The organism is Vibrio sp. PBL-C16 (assembly GCF_034321865.1).
Classification (GTDB): domain Bacteria; phylum Pseudomonadota; class Gammaproteobacteria; order Enterobacterales; family Vibrionaceae; genus Vibrio; species Vibrio alginolyticus.
Genome location: NZ_JAXLNY010000001.1, coordinates 1,155,795 through 1,177,045, shown reverse-complemented (window position 1 = coordinate 1,177,045; position 21,251 = coordinate 1,155,795). Strand labels below are relative to the sequence as shown.

The 21,251-nt window shown below is 45.9% G+C and carries 13 protein-coding genes; 9 read left to right on the top strand and 4 right to left on the bottom strand.

The features are described from left to right. Nucleotides 1–142: 142 nt before the first annotated feature. A complete protein-coding gene (locus UQW94_RS05020; protein ID WP_005374772.1) occupies nucleotides 143–1,159 on the bottom strand; it encodes a nuclear transport factor 2 family protein in 1,017 nt (338 codons plus the stop codon). A gap of 101 nt (nucleotides 1,160–1,260) precedes the next feature. Next, a complete protein-coding gene (locus UQW94_RS05015; protein WP_158173275.1) occupies nucleotides 1,261–2,556 on the bottom strand; it encodes an MFS transporter in 1,296 nt (431 codons plus the stop codon). Nucleotides 2,557–2,895: 339 nt separating this feature from the next. Here UQW94_RS05015 and UQW94_RS05010 point away from each other — a divergent pair, with 339 nt between their 5' ends. Next, a complete protein-coding gene (locus UQW94_RS05010) occupies nucleotides 2,896–4,437 on the top strand; it encodes a sodium:solute symporter (protein ID WP_158173274.1) in 1,542 nt (513 codons plus the stop codon). A gap of 11 nt (nucleotides 4,438–4,448) precedes the next feature. Beyond that, the gene (locus UQW94_RS05005; protein WP_005383410.1) at nucleotides 4,449–5,819 is read left to right on the top strand and encodes an L-serine ammonia-lyase; all 1,371 of its coding nucleotides are present in this window, start codon (nucleotides 4,449–4,451) and stop codon (nucleotides 5,817–5,819) included. Nucleotides 5,820–5,896: 77 nt separating this feature from the next. Here UQW94_RS05005 and glgX read toward each other — a convergent pair whose 3' ends face one another. Then, nucleotides 5,897–7,888: a glycogen debranching protein GlgX gene (glgX, locus tag UQW94_RS05000; RefSeq protein ID WP_033906651.1), complete on the bottom strand. Its 1,992-nt coding sequence runs from the start codon at nucleotides 7,886–7,888 to the stop codon at nucleotides 5,897–5,899. A gap of 446 nt (nucleotides 7,889–8,334) precedes the next feature. Between glgX and UQW94_RS04995 the strand changes: the two genes are divergently transcribed. From UQW94_RS04995 to UQW94_RS04975, 5 genes are all read left to right on the top strand, one after another. Next, entirely contained in the window at nucleotides 8,335–9,606 is a 1,272-nt protein-coding gene (locus UQW94_RS04995) for a maltoporin (protein WP_005374784.1), read from the top strand. 100 nt (nucleotides 9,607–9,706) lie between these two features. After that, nucleotides 9,707–10,516: a MalM family protein gene (locus UQW94_RS04990; protein ID WP_005374786.1), complete on the top strand. Its 810-nt coding sequence runs from the start codon at nucleotides 9,707–9,709 to the stop codon at nucleotides 10,514–10,516. Nucleotides 10,517–10,833: 317 nt separating this feature from the next. Further along, a complete protein-coding gene (locus tag UQW94_RS04985) occupies nucleotides 10,834–11,340 on the top strand; it encodes a hypothetical protein (protein WP_017634473.1) in 507 nt (168 codons plus the stop codon). A gap of 120 nt (nucleotides 11,341–11,460) precedes the next feature. Then, complete coding sequence (locus UQW94_RS04980; RefSeq protein WP_322142048.1) at nucleotides 11,461–13,074, top strand: alpha-amylase family glycosyl hydrolase; 1,614 nt, start codon at nucleotides 11,461–11,463, stop codon at nucleotides 13,072–13,074. 331 nt (nucleotides 13,075–13,405) lie between these two features. Continuing rightward, nucleotides 13,406–15,022: an endonuclease gene (locus tag UQW94_RS04975; RefSeq protein ID WP_322142047.1), complete on the top strand. Its 1,617-nt coding sequence runs from the start codon at nucleotides 13,406–13,408 to the stop codon at nucleotides 15,020–15,022. A gap of 99 nt (nucleotides 15,023–15,121) precedes the next feature. Here the strand turns inward: UQW94_RS04975 and pulA are convergent, their stop codons facing one another. Continuing rightward, nucleotides 15,122–19,111, bottom strand: coding sequence for a pullulanase-type alpha-1,6-glucosidase (gene pulA, locus UQW94_RS04970; protein ID WP_239938921.1), 3,990 nt, complete (start codon nucleotides 19,109–19,111; stop codon nucleotides 15,122–15,124). A gap of 546 nt (nucleotides 19,112–19,657) precedes the next feature. Between pulA and UQW94_RS04965 the strand changes: the two genes are divergently transcribed. Continuing rightward, nucleotides 19,658–20,854, top strand: a complete 1,197-nt coding sequence (locus UQW94_RS04965; RefSeq protein ID WP_132936243.1) for a tetratricopeptide repeat protein — start codon at nucleotides 19,658–19,660, stop codon at nucleotides 20,852–20,854. A gap of 139 nt (nucleotides 20,855–20,993) precedes the next feature. Then, on the top strand, nucleotides 20,994–21,182 hold the full coding sequence (locus tag UQW94_RS04960) for an AbrB/MazE/SpoVT family DNA-binding domain-containing protein (protein ID WP_017634469.1): 189 nt from the start codon (nucleotides 20,994–20,996) through the stop codon (nucleotides 21,180–21,182). Nucleotides 21,183–21,251: the final 69 nt, after the last annotated feature.

Sequence of the window (21,251 nt, the reverse complement as noted above, 5' to 3'; positions counted from 1 at the left end):
GTGCGTTCATGCCCGTTTTGAATAAGGGTTCTATCTTGAGGTTGTGCCCCATCCTTGAGGCACGAGTTGGGAGCATGTCACCTGAACCGAGAGGGGATTCAGGCAACATAAAGGCGGGTTGACAATCCGCCCCTAGGACTTCTTATAGAGAAGGGTTTAGGATCTGTTGAGTACGCTCGAACACGTCTAGACCTTGCTGTTTTAGCCAGTAAGGAAGGTCGATCAGTACCCAGTTCTCAGATAGCTTGTCGCCGTCACGGTAGTAAACGTCAACCACTTGCATGTCTGCACGTACTTCACCACCTGTCATACCTAGGAAACCACCGATTGGCGTGTTAGATAGGTTTGGCCAGCCGAAGAAACAAGAGAAGTTACCTTCTGCGAAACGACATACGTGGCCGTTAAACTTCTTGTCTTTCAGGTTGTTACGGAACGGCAATTGGTGCTGCTGTTGGTAACGAGGAATTGTGTAAGACGCACCGATACCACATGGACCGTACCAGATCATGTCTTTAGACCAGCTCTTCTCAAGAACTTCTGGTGGGCAACCCATAGCGCCGCTGTCGTTTAGTGCAGATAAGTCATCAACCATCTTGTTCACTAGTGCTAGTGTTGCTACGCCTTCTTCTGGTGCTGCGTCTTCGAACAGTAGACCGTCGTGGTTACGAGGACCAGGGTATACGAAGTGCTTACCTGTTGATGGTGGTAGTGGGTAACAACCCGCTTGGTCCATCGCGCCTAGAAGGTCTAGGAATAGGCCAGTCTTAGTGATCTTGCCGTTTTCAACACAGTTAAATTCTGCGTAACGGATGTTCATGATTTTGCCAGTTGGGCGCATGCCTAGGTATTCAGCGTCGAATAGACCCATGAAGTGACCCATGCTCATTACCCAGATTTCACCTGATGTTACTTCGTTCTCACCACCGATGAAGATGTCTTGACGACGCTGCATGCGAGTCATTGATTTCATCAAAGGAGCCCAGAAAACGTCAGCCGCTGCTTGAGCGCCTTGTTGCTCACGGAATGGGTAAACCCCACGCCATAGGTAATCTTCTGACGTGTGTGCTTTTAGTACTTCTGCTACGTTCTCGTGAGTTGCGTTTTCCATTGCGCTGAAGTATTCACGTACAACGCGTTTCGCTTCTTGATATTTAGACATAATAAACTCTCTTATTTGCTGTCGAGTCGGCTTTGGGAACAGGACTCGAAATTAAGTTTTTTCATCCGGCCGGGGAGCCAGCCGGAGTTTTTGAAATTCAGTTACGCTTTTACTGCTTCGGCTTTTTTGCTCTTATCGAACACGCCGCCTTTTAGTGTCTCTGGCAGTGATAGCCATAGAAGACCTGCAAGGATCCATACGATTGGTGAACCCCACATTGCGGTTTGTAGGTCGGTACGCTCTTGGATGAAGATAAGTACCATTGGTGCCCACATACCGAGGATACGACCGCCGTGGAATAGCGCCGCGCCGTAGCTACGTAGGTGTGCTGGGAACAGTTCTGAGAAGTAACCACCCCATACCGCTGAAGAAGACAGACCGAAGTTGTAAATCAGACCAAGTAGAGCCAGCATGTTTAGGCCGCCAATCACCATGTCGCCAGGTGCAACAAAGAAGATTGAAACCATGATGCCCGCTAGGATGAAGCCAAATGCGTTCACCTTACGACCGAATTTGTCAGCTACCCAACCCCAGAACCACGCACCAAACAGTGAACCAAATGCTGAGATAGAGAAGATGAGACCGATGGTTGCACCGTCGAACATACGTACATCACGTAGGTAAGTGGTTACGAAGCCACCAAAGAATTGGAAACCATAGAAGTTAAGGCCAGCCAGTAATAGACACGTTAGAGTGATCTTACGGTAAGGCTTGCTTAACATTTCGCCCCAAGAGCCTGTTTTCGCTGGTGCGTCTGATTCTTCCGCTTTTGCTTGTTCTTCTTCACCGTAAGCGATCACTTTGCTGTCGCTAGGTAGCACAAAGATCATGACCACAGCGGCTGCCAATGGTGGGATACCACCAACAAGCATTAGGCTTTCCCATGGTGCATCAATGCTTGCAATAAATGCTGCATACGCACCCATTACCATCAGTGCTACAGAGAACATAGAAGACGCGAATGCCGTCAACTTACCACGTACCGTTGGCGTAAATAGGCCGATCATCAAGCTTACTGCCACGGTGAAGTAACCACCCAGTGACAAACCAATGATGAAACGCATTGCTGCCCATGTTGTGTAGTCGGTGAACATCATATTGATGATCGTAGCGCCACCGTTTAGGGCTGTGATGGTAATAAGAGTGGATTTCTTACCAAATTTTGTTGCGAACCAAGCACAGCTCAATGCACCGATAAGTGCACCAACCGACTGCCATGTATAGAACTGGGCAGTGTCTGACAGGCTAATACCATCATACGCTTCAACGATGTATGGGCGTACGTAGTCAATAATTACAAAGTTATAACAATAGAAAAAGTAACCAACCAGTATCGCTAGATAGGCAGCTACCCTTTGAATCATAGGAACTTCGCTCATGTGTCTTTTGGCATTCATGACCGATAAACCTCTATTTCACTTAGGATTTGTTGCTATTCAAACTCAATGAACACGATCTTATTGGGATCATCTTCGATTTCGTGTCGGTGTGAATCATAGTTTTTTTAAGGTCATTAGATCCGTGATCAATATCAATTTTAAAATGAATGCGTACCCAATTAGTGGTTTTTAGTGATGGGAGTCTCATTAAATCGGTCTTTTTGGCATTTTTGAATATATAACCGTCTATATTGGTGATTGTAGTCACAGTTATGGCGGGATTATCGTTTAGATATGCTTTTTTAAAGTAATATCCAAGCACAAATAATTAGCACCCAGAATTATGGAAACCCTGAAATGGTTACGTACTCAAGTTTTGTGGTGATTGCGTTATACGTGTTAATCACCATATTAATCAGCTATTTAGTGAATAAGCGCTACAGCAATGGTGGCGACTTTTCTACGGGTGGAAAGCAATTTGGCTGGTTTACGGCAGGTGTTTCGATACTTGCGACTTACATTAGTGCGATGACGTTTGTAGGGATGCCAGGTTGGGTTTATAGCTCTGGCATGGAAGCGATGAGTATTCACCTTAACTATCCCATCGTTATTTTTTTCACTGTCATTTTCTTTGTGCCTGTCTTCTATAAGCTGGGCCTGACTTCGATTTATGAATATCTTGAGCACCGCTTTGGGGTGTATGCAAGAACCATCAACTCGATTGTGTTCATTGTGGTTCAATGTATCTCTGCGGGTGTGATTCTGTATGCCGTGGCGCTGATCTTAGTGCAAGTTCTGCCTATCAGTATTTCTGAAGCTATTATCTACATTAGTATTTTCACCGCTTGCTATACCTATGCGGGTGGGATTTCCACGGTGATCTGGACCGATATGTTGCAATCTGCAGTATTGGTAGCAGGCAGCATCGCTATCTTTGCCATTCTAATGACAGAGATTAATGCGGCAGATTACCTTTCTCGTGATCACCTGAATATCATCAACTTAGATTTTGATTTGGGCGTAGATACCACACTCTGGGCTGGCGTGGTTGCCGTGAGCTTTTTGCATTTGAGTGTGTACGGCACCAACCAATTGATCATCCAACGCACGTTAGCGACGAGATGTGAAAAGACGGCGCAGAAGTCGATGCTGTTGTGTGGTTACGGTGCGTTTTTCGTGTACTTGTTCTTCGCGGTACTCGGTGTTCTTTTGAGTGTTTTCTATCAAGATCAATCGTTTGAAAACAGCAATGAAGTGATTTTGGATTTCGTCTTCAACCACACTAACCCAATCGTCGTTGGTTTGATCATTTCCGCGTTGGCGGCGGCCGCAATGTCGACCTTGGATTCGACCTACAACTCAATTGCGACTGTCGCAACGTTCGATATCTACAAGCGTTTCGTTCGCAAGAGTGCCGATGATGAGCACTACGAAAAAGTCGCAAGAAAGATGAGTTTGCTAGCTGCGGCTATGGTGGTAGTGCCAGCTCTTCTGGCGGTATCGAATGAATCGGTACTCAAAACCATCGCTAGCCTGACTTCCATCTTTGTTGGTATCCGTCTTGGGTCATTCGTGCTTGGCTTATTCTGGGCAAAAGCCAATGAGAAAGGCGTGATCGTTGGCAGTATCATGAGTGTGATTGCGGTGTTTACTGCAATGTATCTCGACGTGGCTTGGCCGTGGTTCGCGCCAATTGGTACGTTCGTCTTCCTTTTGTTTGGTGTGTTAGTGAGCCGTCGTTGGGGCGCTGTGACTGCCGAGCAACAAATTTTTATCAATAATCAAAAACATCTTTTTGCAAAGCCAACCGCAAGCCATTATGGGCTGTTGGTGTTCGCCGTGGCGACCATCGCTGCTTGTATGGTTCTCCCTGATTGGCTTTATGCTGCATTGTCGTAATAGGTGAGTTTATGCTGTCCATCTTTGATATTTACAAGATTGGTGTGGGCCCTTCTAGCTCTCACACCAATGGTCCAATGATCGCGGGTTACCACTTCACTCGTTTGATTGAATCGAACTTGGCAAAAGTGGTTCGTATTCAAGTCGATTTATACGGCTCACTCTCGTTAACAGGGATTGGTCACCATACTGACCGTGCAACCATTTTGGGTCTGTTGGGTAACAAACCAGATACCATCAAAATCGCTTCTGCGAATAAAGCGATGCGCAAGGCGATTGAAGAGGGCATGATGTCTGTCGATGGCCGTCATGAAATCGAATTCAACTACAAAACGGACATGTTGTTCCATGAAGAGAACCTTCCTCTGCATGAGAATGGCATGACGATTACTGCGTTAGATGCGCATGGCAATCAGGTTGGGTTTGAAACTTACTACTCTATCGGTGGTGGGTTCATCGCAACGGCGGATGAACTGCAAAATGGCAGTGCGACTGCACCCGTAGAAGTAGAGTTTCCATTCTCCAGTGCAGACGAAATGTTGGCACAGGCTGAGAAGAATGGCATGAGCCTCGGCGGCATGATTCTGAAAAACGAACAAGCGTTTCAGGATATGGAAGCCATCAATCAACGTGCAGAACAGATCTGGCGTGTGATGACGCGTTGCATGGAGCGCGGTTTCGAGACAGAAGGTATCTTGGATGGCGGCTTGAACGTGACCCGCCGTGCGCCTAACTTGCTGAAGAAGCTTGAAGCAAATGCAGCAATCGAAAACGATCCGATGGAAATCATGGATTGGATTAACCTGTTTGCTTTTGCTGTGAGTGAAGAAAACGCGGCTGGTGGACAAGTCGTAACGTCGCCAACTAATGGTGCGGCGGGTGTGATTCCGGCGGTATTGATGTATTACCATCGCTTCATCAAAGAGCTCGATACCAAACAGCTTAAAGACTTCCTTGCTGTATCCGGTGCGATTGGCATCTTGTACAAAACCAATGCGTCTATCTCGGGTGCCGAAGTGGGTTGTCAGGGCGAAGTTGGCGTGTCTTCTTCCATGGCGGCAGCTGGCTTGACCGCGCTGCGTGGTGGTAGCAATGAGCAAATTTGTATTGCGGCCGAGATCGCCATGGAGCACTCACTAGGCATGACTTGTGACCCAATTGGTGGCTTAGTGCAAGTACCATGTATTGAGCGTAATGCGATGGGGGCAATGAAAGCGATCAATGCTTCTCGCATGGCATTAAAGCGTAATAGTAAATGTTTGATCTCGTTGGATAAGGTGATTGAAACCATGTACCAAACGGGCAAGGACATGAACAAGAAATACCGCGAGACGTCACTGGGTGGGTTAGCTTTGATTCACCTAGCGCCGCCTTGCGAATAATGAGTTAGGCACATCTAACCAAAAAAAAGCCGAAGCACTGAGATGCATCGGCTTTCCTTTTTTGGATCGTTTATAACTTAGCTATGCGTTTGCTCACCTTTTGGTGTGCTTTGGTTTGGTTGATAGTGCAAAATCACCATTGAGGTGGGTGACAGCAAGACTTCGCCTTCAGCATGTCCTGGGTTGAGGTTACGTACGTTTGTATCACAGATCGTCACCCACTCTTGCTTTCGCTCATTGGGGAGTTTAAAGCGCGCTGTGGCGTTAGTTTGGTTGATGAGGTAGACCAGTTCTTGTCCTTCTTTACCGATACCAAGGTGAAGTGCGACAGAGCTTAAACGGTTCCAATCATCGTGCTCCATTAAGCGACCGTCTGTACGGCGCCAGAAAATACGGTTGTTATTGCGGTTTTCGCCACTGAAAGCTCGGATAAATGGCACCATGTATTGATTTCGGTTGGCGACCATTTGTGACATCCATGCTTTGAAATGTTGCTTACGTTCTGTCTCTTCCCAGTTCAGCCAACTGGTTTCGTTATCTTGGCAATAGGCATTATTGTTACCGCCTTGGGTGTGAGACAGAACATCAGCAGTGAGAATGTGTGGGATACCGAAGGCAAACAGCAAGCTAGCAATAAGGTTGCGTTTTTGCTTCTCACGCGTGGCGATGATCATCAGATTTTCGGTCTCGCCTTCAACACCGTAGTTTTCTGAACGATTGTCGCCGTGACCGTCGCGATTTTCTTCGCCATTGGCTTCGTTATGTTTGTGCTTGTAAGACACTAAATCTTGCAGTGTGAAGCCATCGTGATACGTGATGTAATTTACGGTGAGTTTGTATGGCCAGTTCGCTGCACTATAAATGTCACGAGAGCCCATTAATCGAGTGGCAAACTCTTTTAAATAGCCTTGATCACCGCGCCAAAAACTGCGGGAAATATCACGCAGTTTGTCATTACATTCGTTCCAACCAAATGGAAAGTTACCCACTTGGTAGCCATTTGGACCAATATCCCAAGGTTCGGCAATCAATTTGGTTTCACGCAAAATTGGGTCTTGCGCAACGGCTTTAAAGAAAGCTGCTTCTGGGTTGTAATCATCGCCCTGTCGACCTAACGTTGCAGCCAAGTCAAAACGGAAGCCATCGACTTTAAATTCGCTAACCCAGTAGCGCAATGTATCCATCACAAGGTTTAAGGCTGGTTGGTAGGTGAGATCCACTGTATTTCCGCAGCCAGTGTAATTGGCGAAGTGGTTGCCATGTTTGATGTAAAAACAGGAGTCGAGGGCTTTCAGGTTGAAAATTGTAGGCCCTTCACCACCTTCAGCAGTGTGGTTGTAAACCACGTCGAGAATCACTTCGATGCCGTTTTTATGCAATTCGCGAATTGTTGTTTTTAATTCCGTAACGGCGTCTTGTTCTGCGTAGCGCGGATCGGGCACCATAAAGAGATAAGGGTTGTATCCCCAATAATTGACCTTTTCCATCTCTAGTAGGTGAGGCTCATGCATGCATGCTGCGACAGGTAGCAATTGCAGCGTGTTGATGTTTTGCTGTTTGTAAAAGGCCAGCATTTCAGGTGATGCAAGACCTAAATAGCGCCCCTTCAGCTTGTCCTCAACCTCAGGGTGGCGTTGGGTAAGCCCTTTGACGTGCGTCTCAAACAACACCATCTCTTCTCTGGGTATACGCGGGTGATCCGTGTTTTGCCAGTCAAAATCATCTTCGATAACGACGCACTTCGGCATATCGAAACTTTTGGCTGGAGAGTAGGGAGGGTGATAGTGGAGGGCTTTATCTATTGATTTTGCGTACGGATCAGAAATTAACAGTGGCTCGTCCTTGTGGGAGACAAGATAACCGTATTTTTGCCCTGGCTTAATATCTGGAATAAAAGTATGACGTATGCCAGCGTATTCATTCGGTAAACCGTGAAGCTCGTAGCTGCCATCGTCTGCAAACAATGCCAGTTGAATGTCTTTTACGCCCGGAGCATGAATAGAGAAGTTACAGCCTTCTTTATTCAATGTTGCGCCCAGGGGGTAGGGGCGAGAGAGAAGTCGTGTCATCGGAGATACTTTATTTAATATTTATTGCTACCTTTAGGAAACTATAAGTTAAAAACTTTGTCTTACTAAGGTCAACCACCCTAAATATAAAAATATTCGTGTAATTTAATTACTTTATGTGACGGCTTAGAGTCAAAAATATGAAATGGCTATCACTTTGTAGCGGCTCAAAACCGAACAAACTTACTAATTCCTCCCTAGATTGGTGATCTGACTCGAAAAAACACCATTCGGTAAATTTTCTACTCCCTTCTCATCCCCCTTAAATTAGTTTAGGGCGGAGGAAGTCATCCTTGTACGCCTCGGGTAATCTCACAACTGTTGAAACAAACGGGGATTCGTTCCCATCTTACCTCTCTTTCTTTAGGTGTGTTTTTACTGCCTATATTCACCTAAAAGAGTGAGCAGGGAAGACAGAATTATAAATACCCTTAATGGAGTTAAGAATGAAAAAAGTAAGTGCAATTGCTGCTGCTGTAGCTGCAACTTTAGCTGCTGGTTCTGCATTCGCAGTGGATTTCCACGGTTACATGCGTGCTGGCGTTGGCGTGAACGCTGACGGTGGTCAACAATTAACATTCGAAAAGAACAAGATCGGTCGTCTAGGTAATGAAAGCGATATCTACGGCGAGATTCAACTAGGTAAAGAAGTTTACAACAACAACGGCAAAACGTTCTACGTAGACTCTATGGTTGCAATGACTTCTAACGGTTCAAACGACTGGGAAAGCACTTCTGCTAACTGTGGTTTGGATAACGGCGAAGTGAAATGTGTAGACGATGCACAATTCGCACTACGTCAGTTCAACGTTCAAGCTAAAGGCCTACTAAACTTTGCTCCTGAAGCAACGCTTTGGGCAGGTAAACGCTACTACCAACGTCACGACATTCATATCTCTGACTTCTACTACTGGAACATCTCTGGCGCGGGCGCTGGTGTTGAAGGTATCGAAGCTGGTCCTGGTAAAGTTTCTTTCGCTTGGGTTCGTAACGATCGCGGCGATATCGCAGACCCAGGCAACGATGGCGGCGCAACAAACGTAAACACTCTAGACGTACGTTACGCAGGTCTTCCTCTATGGGACAATGGCTCTCTAGAAATGGGCTTGAACTACGCAATTCTTAACGAAACTGACGCTGCGCCAAACGGCACTAAAGATGCGAAAAACGGCGTAATGTTCACAGCAGAATTGACTCAAGGTCTAGACGCTGGTTTCAACAAAACAGTGCTTCAGTACGGTACTGAAGGTTACTCTAAAACAATGGCATTCTACGGCGACGGCAGCTGGTACGGCGCAGAAGCTGACAACGGTGCATCTGGTTACCGCCTAATCAACTGGGGTGTAATCGGCATGGGCGACAGCTGGGAAATGGGTCACCAGCTAGTGTACGGTGTTGGTGAAGACATGTGGGCTGGCCAAGACAAGTGGGAAACAATGTCTGTTGTTGTTCGTCCAATGTACAAATGGGATGACAACCACAAAACTATTTTCGAAGCTGGTTACGCTATCGACGATAACGACGGCGAAGAAAACAAATACGGTAAGCTAACTGTTGCTCAAGCATGGTCTGCTGGCTCTAGCTTCTGGGCTCGTCCTGAGATCCGTGTTTACGCTTCTTACCTAACGGCTGACAAAGAAGACAACTCAAACACATTTGACAACGGTCGTTCAGACGATACGTTCCAGTTCGGTGTACAAGCTGAAGCTTGGTGGTAATCATCTAACCACTAAGTCCTAAATTGTCCTAGAATGATACAGCCAGAACTTATCTGGCTGTATTTATTTAAAAAACAATAAAGAGTCGAGGTAGACAGTAATGAAAAAATGGCTTGCTCCCGTACTGCTGGGCATGTTGGCTACTGGTTGTGCGTCTGTAGAACAAGTAGAGATGAGTCCAAAAGGTCAGCAACAAGTGATCACGCAATCGGGTGATATTCAATGGGTACCGCTTAACGTGCCTGTGGTTACTGAATTCGCTTTGACTGATAAAAGCCAAATGTTGTTGGATGGTAACAGTGCTGGCGCTATTGCAGCGTTTGCTCTTCCAGGTAACCGTGGCAGTCTCGATATCAAATTAGAGACATTCGTAAGTAAAGAACTTCAATTTTATGCTCCTAATGTCGCAGTGATGAACTCGGCAGGAGAAACCATTTACCAAGCAGATTTTTCAAAGTTTAAGTATGAACCAGCAAAACTGTTGGACAACGATAAATTCGTACTTGATCTCAATGTGATTCCAGACATGACAGGTAACGATCTGCATGTGTTGGTTTACACGACTTCCGCCGATCTAAAAGGAAGTACACAAGTTTTACACCCTGCAAAAGCCTTCGCCATGGCGCGTCACACTCAGCCGCCAGATATTGCAGACCCTCTAGCGAAACATAGCCCACTTGGTCAGTTCCGCTTTTCGGTATCCGCGAATGATATTGTGAATACTAAGATTGTTGCGAAAAACGATAACATTCCCCAAGGTACGGACCTTACTAGCTACTACTACAGCTCAATTGAAGCAGCAGTCGCAGCGAATGATATTCCGAAAGCGCTCACTTTGCTTGATGAAGCAAAAGAGCTGGGTATCGAAGGTGCGCAACAAGTGTTTGTGAAAGCCGTAAATAGAAAATAATCAGATAAAAAAAGGTCAGCGAAATGCTGGCCTTTTTCATAGAAAATAAACCAATAAAAATACCCCTACATAGAGTTACCTTATTCACATAATTATTTTTATTACTTTGTTTTTTATATAGGTTGGATCAATAATTAATGGCAGTTCCTAATTTATTTTTTGTACTTAGGAAATAAACAAACTTCTCGAAGTGATTTAAATTCGCAATCCGAAAATATTTATTTGGCGTTTGATATTTCCATTTTAATAACGATTAATATTTCTTTTAACCGTTGAGTTTATTTTGCTTTGGATATACTAAAAAGGAATTACGTGAAATGAACATGATGAAGACCTCTCTTGCTGCTGCCCTACTTGTTGCCTTAGTAGGTTGTCAATCGACGGCAGAACCTGAAGCGGCCACAGAGCCAGTTGTTAATATGTCTCAAGACGAAGTGGTTGCTTTCATGAAAGCGTGTGACAACCCAGACAGCACGGCGAAAGGGCCTATTTCTAAACCACTATTTGTGGTGGGTACTTTTGCGGATTCCGATTGGAAACACGTGCCTCAGCGTCAATACACCTACAAAGGGAATAATTTCTACCAAGCCGTGGTTCAAGAAAAAGTAGGCTCCTACAAAATGCAGTATGCGACCGAATTATGGTTCCCACAATTTACCGCAAAAGGCAATCGAATGAACGTTGGTGAATTAACACCATTAACATTTGGTGGTTACGGTACGGATACTTCGGTTGATATTAAAGAAGATGGTAAATATGTATGGAGTCTTCAGTTTGAAGGAAAAGGCAAACCTGTTCATGTCATGGTAAATAAGTGCCAATAATATTCCATTCAGTTATTTAAAATCTATTTTTATTTATTAACCCCTGCATGAAACAAATGTCGGGGTTAATTTTATTACTCAAATGTCATTAGTTTATTTGAGTAAGTTAGGGAGAGTAAAATGCGTAATACCCTACGTAACCATCACCTGTCTCGCTCGTTGCTTGCGTTAAGTGTGATTGGTGCTTTATCTGCGTGTAATTCTTCTGGTGGTGGCGACACTAATAGCAGCACTCCGCTACCGGATACCAGTTATGCTTGCCAAGCCAATGTCATGGCGCAAAGTAACCAACTTCGTACTTATCAAATCATGGTAGAGAGTTTTGTGGATGGTGATGCGAGCATTGGTCACGGTACAGGTTATGGCACCAGCCATCATAACGGCGATTTGCAAGGAGTGATTGATTCACTCGATTACATCCAAGATTTAGGGATGAACGCGATTTGGTTGACGCCAGTTTTTGAATCGGAAGCGATAGCGGGCCAAGAACACTGGGCCGATCGTCTGGATGCCACGGGCTACTTTGCAACGGATTACTTCACCATTGATCCACGTTTTGGTGATTTAGAAACGGCGAGAACCTTGGTCGAGGAAGCACACAAACGCGGCTTATACGTGTTTTTTGATGGTGTATTTGGTCATCACAAAGATGGTTTGATCAAACCATCTCCCTCCGGTTTGTTGCCATCGGGAGCGAGCAATCCCGTTGATTACCCGGCCAGTCTCGATTTCTACAAAGAAGTGGCAACGTATTGGATCAAAGAACTGAAGATTGACGGCTGGCGTTTAGATCAAGCCTATCAAGTTCCGACAGACGCTTGGACACAACTTCGTAAAGCCGTCGATGAAGCCTCACAAAGTGTGACGTACACCAATAGCAAAGGCGAACAAGTGAATCCGTTGGGCTATATGGTGGCAGAGATTTGGAAAGGGGAGTCTGAAATCGCGAATGAGGCGTATGGATCGAACAGCGATCCAGCATTGTGCTCTGCGTTTGACTTCCCTATGCGATATCGCATCGTTGAAACTTTGGCCGTGAATGAGAGCGGCGTGGGTGGTCACGGTGCGGATTGGTTAGACAACGGCTACAGCACACACAACCAATATCCAACACATGCGCAGTCGAATTTGATGATCGGCAACCATGATTTAGTGCGCTTTGGTGACTTGTTACAGCGCGGAAACTTGGCGGATGTGAATGATGCAGAATATTGGTTACGCCATAAAGCCGCGTTTGCTTTCCAAGCGGCGTACACAGGGCCAATCACGTTGTACTACGGTGATGAAATCGGGGATCAAGTGGATGGTTTTGCCGTAAAAGAAGACAACAGCACCTGCGCCATTCAAGGTTTGTGCGATGATCACGTTGCGCGCAGCAGTGCGAAAATTGAAGGCGTGACGGCGACGCTTGATGCAAACCAAGCCGATCTCAAATCTTATGTGACATCGCTGATGACAATGCGCGATGCGCATCCTGCACTTTATCAGGGGTCACGCACGAATTTAGTTGCGAGTAACGGCAGTTATGTGGATTTGAAACAATCTGGTTCGGACAAAGTCTTGTTTGCGCTAAATACCTTAGAGAGCGCTAGAAGCGTCACTCTTACTCAGGAGAGTGTTGGTACTGGTGAGTTGGTGGATTTGCTCACGAATGAAAAAATTACTCCGAGTAATGGTCAATATCAGATTCTGATGTCGCCACTACAAGGACGATTCTTTGCGGTAAAACCTTAAGGAATTATTCAGAATTGATGCTCACCAGTTGAGCTGACCACAAGCTTTCTTATAAACAAGCCAAGTGTTGTTGCTGACCCCCATAGGCGCACACTTGGCTTTTTTCTGTCTGTTTTACTTTTCCCTTAATGGTTTTGCGACGATGTAGCCAACAAGTTGCTTCGCTTTTTGTATTGGCGTTTGTTTTCAGCAGATGGATATTTGTGAGATAAGCTGCACATTAAAAAGTAAATTAACACTTGTGCAACGTAAAAATGTGACTGAAGGATTACTTATGCCCCACTAATATGTTTATCGTGTTTGGGATTTATATAACTAATGGAAAAGTATAATGAAATCCATAACGAACTCCCTCTGTCTCCTTGCTGCTGTTAGCTCGCCGTTTGCATATAGCCAAATTATCAACGGTGACTTTGAACAGTGGAATGGCAATGTACCTACGCAGTGGTCAGAGATTGACGCTGGCATTGCAGTGTCGCCAAGCAGCGAGCAAATCAAATCGGGTGGTCTGGCTGCCCAGGTCGTCGTGAATACAGGTACCCAAAGCAACACCGACTTTTTGCAAACCATTAATGTGGAGCAAGGGAAAACCTATCCGTTTTCTGTCTCGGTTTATCATACCGAAGGAAATGTAAAAGCACGTCTGGTGGTTGATGGTTATCACAATTACTCGAACCCACAACAGATAAACCAGTGGCAAGAGCTTGCGCACAACTACACAGCGAGCTCGAACAAGACCATCAACGTCGGTTTGCGTTTTTACGATGAAGCCAGTTTTGATGGCTCAGAAGTTGTCTACGTCGATAATTTTCAACCGACTGAGACGAGTACACAACCTCCTGTAGAAAGTTGTAGTGATCACCAAGTGGTCTTGACTCTCACAACAGATAATTATGGTTCAGAAACTAGCTGGACGTTAAAAAACAACCAAGCTGAAGTACTGTTTTCTGGTCAGGGATATGAGTCAGCAATCACCATTGAAAAGAGCATGTGCTTAGCTGACGGTAACTACCAATTCACGATTCAAGACGAGTATGGTGACGGCATTTGTTGTGGCAGTGGCGCGGGGTCGTACACGCTGACTGAGGGAGATAAGACTCTTGCTTCTGGCGCTGAATTCTCGAAAAGTGAAACCACCGATTTTAACTTAGGTGACACAACGACGACCCCACCAGTGGTTGATGGTTACTATCAAGCGGCATCTGGTAAGACGGGATACGCTCTAAAAACAGCGTTGTTTAACATTATCAATAATCACTCCAGCCGAGGCTATTCTGCGGTCTGGACCTTGGTAAAAGATGCCGATATTGATCGTTATTATGAAAATGATGGCTCTATTCTCGATATGTACTCTGAAAAGCCATCTGCTAGCGATACAGTAAGCTTTACCAAAGTCACAGACCAATGTGGCCAATACAAAACGGAAGGGGATTGCTACAACCGTGAGCACTCTTTTCCGAAAAGCTGGTTTGGCGGTAAGGTTGAGCCGATGAACTCAGACGGTCATCACTTGTTTGCGACTGATGGTTATGTAAACGCGAAGCGCAGTAATTGGCCATTTGGTGAAGTGGGCACCGCGACCTACGTGTCTAGTAATGGCTCTAAACTTGGCCAAGCAAGCACTAGTCTGGGCTACTCCGGTACGGTGTTTGAGCCGATTGATGAGTTTAAGGGCGACTTCGCCCGTGCTTATTTCTACATGGCAACCCGCTATGAAAATATTGTAGGTAACTGGGAAGGCAATTCAAGCAATGCGGATGCTGTCCTTGATGGTTCAAGTTCGACGGTTTTTGAACCTTGGGTGTTAAACATGCTTAAGCGTTGGCACAAAAATGATCCCGTTAGTGAAAAAGAACGAAATCGCAATCAACAAGTGTTTGATTTTCAGGGCAATCGTAATCCATTCATTGATCATCCTGAGTTTGTTGAACAGATTTGGGGAAACTAACACCTTTTTGATTTTGGTATCCACCATTTAGTGACGCCAACAAAACAAAGGGGAAGCGTGATGCTTCCCCTTTTTCATTACGGATGTTTTTAAATGAAACTAGTTTTTGGTTACCGTCACGATTGGCGCCGACTTGTCAGCCGCGTTGAAGTGGAAGTTGTAATTTCCTGCTTCTGCAATCGCAATTTTCAGGTTTGCACTACCGCCACCGACTTCCATCGTTAGCGCTTTACCAAGCTCAACACTGCCTTCGCCACCGAAGTTGGTGTCTGCTGCCCAGTCTGCGCTCGCAACTTTCATCTCGTAGTTGCCCGCCGCTAGGGTAATGTCTAGCGAGTAAACGTCATTTGCTACATAGCTGAACTTCGCAGTTGAGTCTTGTGCTGGAGCATCCCATGTAGTGATAGTGCCACGTAAGTAAAGTGCTGTTTCACCGAATGTTGGTGCATCTGCTGACTTGGTCACTGACACGACCGGTTTTTCTACGCTTTCATCTTGAACATGTAGCGCGTTCAGAGTGAAGTTGTACTTACCTGTTTCAGCAACAGACAGCTTACAGTTACCTTCTGAACCTAAGTCTAGTGAACCAGAAGCTATATTCGCAATATCACAACCGATGTTTGGATTTGCCCAACCAGAGTCCGCGAATTTGAACTCGTGTTCACCAGCTTCAAGAACGCCAGTTACAGAGTACATACCGTTGCCAATAAAGGTCATCGCCCAATCACTGCTATCAGACCACTCGTTCATCGTGCCTTTCACGTAAACAACGGTTTCGCCGTAAGGAGGAATGCTCGATACGTCTTTGTTATCCGTGTTTACTGGTAGGCCAGCACCTTGTGCGCCGTTTTGTGGCTGCACGAATACCGCTGTTGTCAGTGCTGGTACTGTGAACGTTTCATTGGTGAAGCTTGCACCTTTCACGATGTCATCCGCAGAGTTTTGTTGAACTTCATGTAACTCGAAACCAGTTGCGCCAGCAACTTTGAAAGACTTCTCAGTTGATGTTGAGTTCACAACGGCCACGACAGCATCGTAGTTCGAATCTAAATCGGCACCTGCTGATGTACCATCGTCGATAGACATCACAATCAAGCCTTCCACTTGGTCTTTCCCTACGTTGCGGAAGTCCACACGGTTCATCACTTCTTGCGCGGTATCTAGGCGGAACAGTTCGCTTGTGCTACGGATTTTTAGTAGCTCTAGGAATTGTTGCTTAGTCAGCTCGATGTCGGTTGAATCTGGTTTCGCCGTGCTGTCACCAACGATGGTTTTGATCAGCTCCCAGTTTGCACCGTCTTTGTCTTCACGTGGTAGACCAACGTTCCAGTTATTGTCGCTTCCGTCGAAGAATACACGGTTGAACCAGTCACCAGAATCGTACGAGTCGCGCTGCATGGATTTAGAGCGCAATAGCTCAGAACCCATGTGGATGAATGGAATGCCTTGACCAAGCATCACCGTTGATAGGGACACAGCCTGCATACGTGCACGCTCGGCAGATGAAGTGCCAGTCGCAATCTTGTAGGCGTTGTTATCCCACAATGTTTGGTTGTCGTGCTTAGACACGTAAGAGATGTTCTCTGATGGCACTTTTGTGTAGCCTGCAGGCGCACCATTGTAATCAACGTTCTTACCCAGTTTGGTTTCGCCTTTGTAATCAAGAAGGATGTAGTCAGCCAAGTTACCAGCCATACCTAGACGAACCAGATCTTGGTTGTGTAAACGACCATTCACCGATTCTGCGTCAGTTTTGGTTTCTTCGTTAGGGTAAGCAGCATTACCAAAGCCTTGGTTAAAGCGAAGTGGGTGCTTACCTTCAGAATCTACACCGCCATCAAACGGGCTTCCGCCACGAACTGCGTCACGCAGACGATCAGAGAAAGTACCGATTTCTGTCCCTGCCATGTTGACTTGTGTCGCCTGATCGAAGCGAGCGTTTTGCGCGACTTCACCAAAGTCCCAACCTTCGCCGTAGAACAAGGTATTCGGGTCAATTTCACGGACTTTTTCAAGTGCGTAAACCATCACATCTTTCGGCTGGTGGCCCATAAGGTCAAAACGGAAACCATCGACTTTATAGTCATCCGCCCATACCATCAATGAGTCAACCATTAGTTTACCCATCATCAAGTTCTCGGTTGCGGTGTTATCACAACAGGTTGAGTTTTCGACGCCGCCAGTGTTGACGTTTAGGCGGTGGTAGTACCCAGGGACAATCTTATCCAGTACTGATTTTTCGTTCACACCAGATGCATTTGTGTGGTTGTACACGACGTCCATGACCAGTTTCAGATCCATTTTATGCGTCGCTTGAACCATTTCGCGGAACTCAAGAATACGCTTAGACCCGTTAGGATCGGTCGCATAACTGCCTTCCGGCACGGTGTAGTGGTAAGGGTCGTAACCCCAGTTGAAGCTGTCTAGCATGCGAAGATCGTTCATCAACGCTTGTGCTTTGCCCGTTGTTGGGTCGTAGCTATTTAATACCTCTTCAATTACTTTGCCGTCATCTTCGGTCTCACAAATGGAGGCTTCTGGCTTGATGCCACAAAGTTTACCCACGGTGTCGGTGATATCGACTCGCTGGTCAGCGTCTTCATCCACGGTTGCAATATCAAATGCTGGCAAGATATGTAGCGTTGTTAGGCCAGCATCTTTTAAAGCTTGTAAGTGAGATACAGACTCACGCTCAGGTTCTGTAAGCGCCAGATATTTGCCATCAAGACTTGGTGTGCCTTTGCTGTCGTTAAAGCTGAAATCACGAATGTGTGACTCGTAAAGGACGTGGTCTTCGTCTTTTTTAACCGTTGGGCGTGCGTAGTTTTTCCAATCTTGAGGCATTAAGCTTGGATCATCTAAATCAACCACTTGCGAGTATCGTGAGTTCTTAGACAAGCTCATTGAATATGGGTCTGTTACCAAACGCGTTTCAACGACGCCAGTTGTTGGGTGGTATACCTTAACTTGGTAGCGATAGTATTTGTTGACAACGTTGCTTTGTGCCTCAGAAACCCAGATACCTGTTGCTGGGTCTTCCGTCATGGCAACGGTCGCTTCTTCTGCTAAGTTTTCATCGTAGATTATCAGATCAACATCTTGGGCAGTTGGTGCCCATAGTTTGAAGGTTGCGGCACCGCCTTCCACAATCGCACCGAGTTCTTGACCGATCGCGTTACCTGTCTTGGAATCGGCAAACACCGCATCCAAAACGCCCGGTTTTTGCACTTCAGTTGCAGAAATGACGTCACCATTTGCGTTGTAAGCCACCATAACGATTTGTGACTTCAGGATCGTACGCAAGGTCGCGTCATCGACATCGATACCCGCAGCTTGAAGGCTAGCAAGGTGACGGAAGCGTGATTTCAGACCATCAGACAACTCACCAGCCTTTGTCAGCTCAACCGCTGTACCGCCAGAGATTTGCTTATCTTCATCCATTTTGATGTCATTGCTAAGGCTGTAGAACAGCTTCATGGAATCCGCATTGGCCGCCGCTTCCCACGCGATGGTGTTGGCATCTAGCCAATGCGCTTTTTGACCATCAATATCAACAGGGCGTTCTTCGATTGGCTCGTAGTAAAGCTCACTGCTGCCGTGGAAGCCAAACAACCCTTTAGATTCGCCGATTTTCGTCAGCTCCACTTTTGAGTTTGCACTGCCGAATGCTTTCTCATCACCTTTGTGCAGAATGAAGTTCATGCATTCGTGTGGGTCAGAGGCATCTGGGTTCACTTTCAGTACGTAGTAAGCACCGTAGGTGTCGTTGATGCCATCGAATGGGTGTGGCGCAGACCAATCCGTTCCTGTTCCCGGAATGCCCATTGCGTCTAAATCTGTGCTGGTACAGCCCTCACCGTTCCATAGGTGCAAGCCCCAACCTTCGTAGTCGCTTGCTGTTGAAGCTGATGCTACATCACGTTTGTAATAAATGACGACTTCGTTCTCTCCCGCAGGGTACAAGCCTGAGCCAGGGTTCGTCGTATCTTCGTTCGTGCTATCACTACCACAACCGCTGATTACCGCGACGGAAATCAAAGGCAGTACGGTTTTGGCAATTGTTGATAATTTAAATGTCTTATTGTCCACGTTTACAAATCCATTGTTATTGAATTGATATTGAGCTGCGCGCTGCCTTCGCTGACTCAATCATCAAGAAGGTTTTGCACACGCTAGAAAGGCAGATGCCAAAAAAGGAAATGTTCAATTAGATGCTAATACACTGAATCATCAGCAAAATGTGAGAGCAGGCTGTTAAGTTTTTTACAGATGCAAATTTTCTGTCACAGTCGATTTTGTTCACAAATTAAATAATAAAACAGGCGCATAGTGAGAGATTCTGCACATCATTAAAATGTAAATTTTTATGGGATGAGTAAGGGGGGATGATAGGGGATGAGAATGCCTCAGCCCCAAAACCGTGATTAAGTTCTATAAAAATGAGGGCTATATTTTTCTTTTAAAAATAAGTTGCAGTGATGTTGAATAAAATACCGCCATTAAGTCTTCGCAAGCTTCAGATTTTCGCTAAGTGGTCGTTATATAATGAAGGTAGTCGGCGTTATGTCGGCGCGTAATCATAAGATTTCCCTGAAAGGGAGTTGAATTGGGCCCTGAAACCAAAAGAGGCTATTTATGAGTAGTATGGGCATTGCCATTGCGGCAACTGGCCTTTCACTCGTCCTGATATTTGTGTGGATGATCTCGTTGTCGATGCGGAAACAGAGACTCGAGGCAGAGAGGAAAGCTCGCGAAGCCGCTTATCGAAAGGCGATGCATAAAGCGCGAGAGCAAGAGCGTAAAGAGCGAGAGTTCAAAGCAGAAACCGGGCATATCCCCACCATTTTATTTCTAGCGAAAGAAGCCGAAAAGGACAACATTCGTCAAGCGCTGTATTGGTATGATAAAGCCGCTAAACTGGACAATGTGACGGGGATGTACGGCATTGTTCGCTTAAGTGAACGCATGCGCGAAGATGTGATTTTAAAAGAGCAGGCAAACTTCTGGCGTACCGCAATTGCGGGAATGGAAGGGGATACCGAAGCGAAATTTTCGACGGGCAAGGCCTTGGTCTTTGGTCGAGGAACTGAAAAAAATATCCCAAAAGGTAACCAACTGATTGAAACTGCCGCCGAAGAAGGCTGCATTGATGCCATGATTTATATGGGGGAATGGCAGCTTTCACCAGACAATAGTGCAGGACGCAGTGCAGATGCGCTTTACTGGTTTATGAAAGCGGCGGAAAAAGACAGTGCAGATGGCAAGATCCAAGTCGGCTTATGTTACCTAAATGGCATTGGTACAGAAAAAAGCATGGTTAAAGGTTGCTACTGGCTGGAACGGGCCGCGGAAGGTGGCAGTGCTAAAGCGATGTATCATGCTGGCGAAGCGTGGAAGGATAAAGGTAAAACGGGTAATGCAATTGCTTACGTTTGGCTGTTTCTTGCTGCCAATATGGGCTACCAACCTGCGCGTACGTTACGTGATGAAGTGGCAACCAATATTGGTGTTGATGTTGTCGTTGGATTGCAGTCCATAGCGAAGCCGTTGCAAAGAAAGCTGGCCTCAGGAATGGTGAGAAAGCACTCTATTATTCGAGCCCTTAACAAAGTGTACAAACGCGAAGCGTATTTTCCTGCGGAAGAGGAGCTCAATGCGGTGTTGAATGATGAGAATAAAGACGCCTCCGAAGCTTGGGAGGAGGCATCAACACTAGATTTTCAGCCTAACATGACAACGGTAACAGCAGAAGACCAGGCAAGCACATCGCCCAACGAAAAAAAACTCTCTAAAGAGGCGCTCGATTTCACTCAAAACTTCCTTCAGCCATAACCTATCTTATCCAGAAGCCTCAAGATTGAGGCTTTTCTTTTGTCTTTAAAATGTTACGCCAATCCAAGTCAGCTCAACGTATTTGAGGCTAGACATCCAATGACGTGAAAACTCATTTTCGACATTTGGAGGACGAAAGATGATAAGTCAACCTGTTAAAATCGGTGACGACACCGCCGTAGTCATTCCAAGCGTAATCCTGGCTCAGCTCGGGATAAGGGAAGGAGATACCCTAGAAATCGCACTGAATAAAGACAAAATGGAAATTAAGAAGATGGTGTTGAAAACCAGCGCGCCAACTTACTCTGAAGATATTGAGGAGAATTGAGTTAGAGAATCTTGGTTTGTCGGATACACTACTGGTTTCGCAAAACTGGCGCTTGCCGCTGTCTTTGAA

Excerpts from the sequence above, each read along its gene's own strand:
- UQW94_RS04960 (WP_017634469.1), top strand. The coding sequence starts at position 20,994 with ATGATAAGTCAACCTGTTAAAATCGGTGACGACACCGCCGTAGTCATT.
- UQW94_RS04985 (WP_017634473.1), top strand. The coding sequence starts at position 10,834 with ATGAACATGATGAAGACCTCTCTTGCTGCTGCCCTACTTGTTGCCTTA.
- glgX (WP_033906651.1), bottom strand. The coding sequence starts at position 7,888 with ATGACACGACTTCTCTCTCGCCCCTACCCCCTGGGCGCAACATTGAAT.
- UQW94_RS04975 (WP_322142047.1), top strand. The coding sequence starts at position 13,406 with ATGAAATCCATAACGAACTCCCTCTGTCTCCTTGCTGCTGTTAGCTCG.
- UQW94_RS05015 (WP_158173275.1), bottom strand. The coding sequence starts at position 2,556 with ATGAATGCCAAAAGACACATGAGCGAAGTTCCTATGATTCAAAGGGTA.
- UQW94_RS04965 (WP_132936243.1), top strand. The coding sequence starts at position 19,658 with ATGAGTAGTATGGGCATTGCCATTGCGGCAACTGGCCTTTCACTCGTC.
- UQW94_RS04990 (WP_005374786.1), top strand. The coding sequence starts at position 9,707 with ATGAAAAAATGGCTTGCTCCCGTACTGCTGGGCATGTTGGCTACTGGT.
- UQW94_RS04980 (WP_322142048.1), top strand. The coding sequence starts at position 11,461 with ATGCGTAATACCCTACGTAACCATCACCTGTCTCGCTCGTTGCTTGCG.
- UQW94_RS04995 (WP_005374784.1), top strand. The coding sequence starts at position 8,335 with ATGAAAAAAGTAAGTGCAATTGCTGCTGCTGTAGCTGCAACTTTAGCT.
- UQW94_RS05020 (WP_005374772.1), bottom strand. The coding sequence starts at position 1,159 with ATGTCTAAATATCAAGAAGCGAAACGCGTTGTACGTGAATACTTCAGC.
- UQW94_RS05005 (WP_005383410.1), top strand. The coding sequence starts at position 4,449 with ATGCTGTCCATCTTTGATATTTACAAGATTGGTGTGGGCCCTTCTAGC.
- UQW94_RS05010 (WP_158173274.1), top strand. The coding sequence starts at position 2,896 with ATGGTTACGTACTCAAGTTTTGTGGTGATTGCGTTATACGTGTTAATC.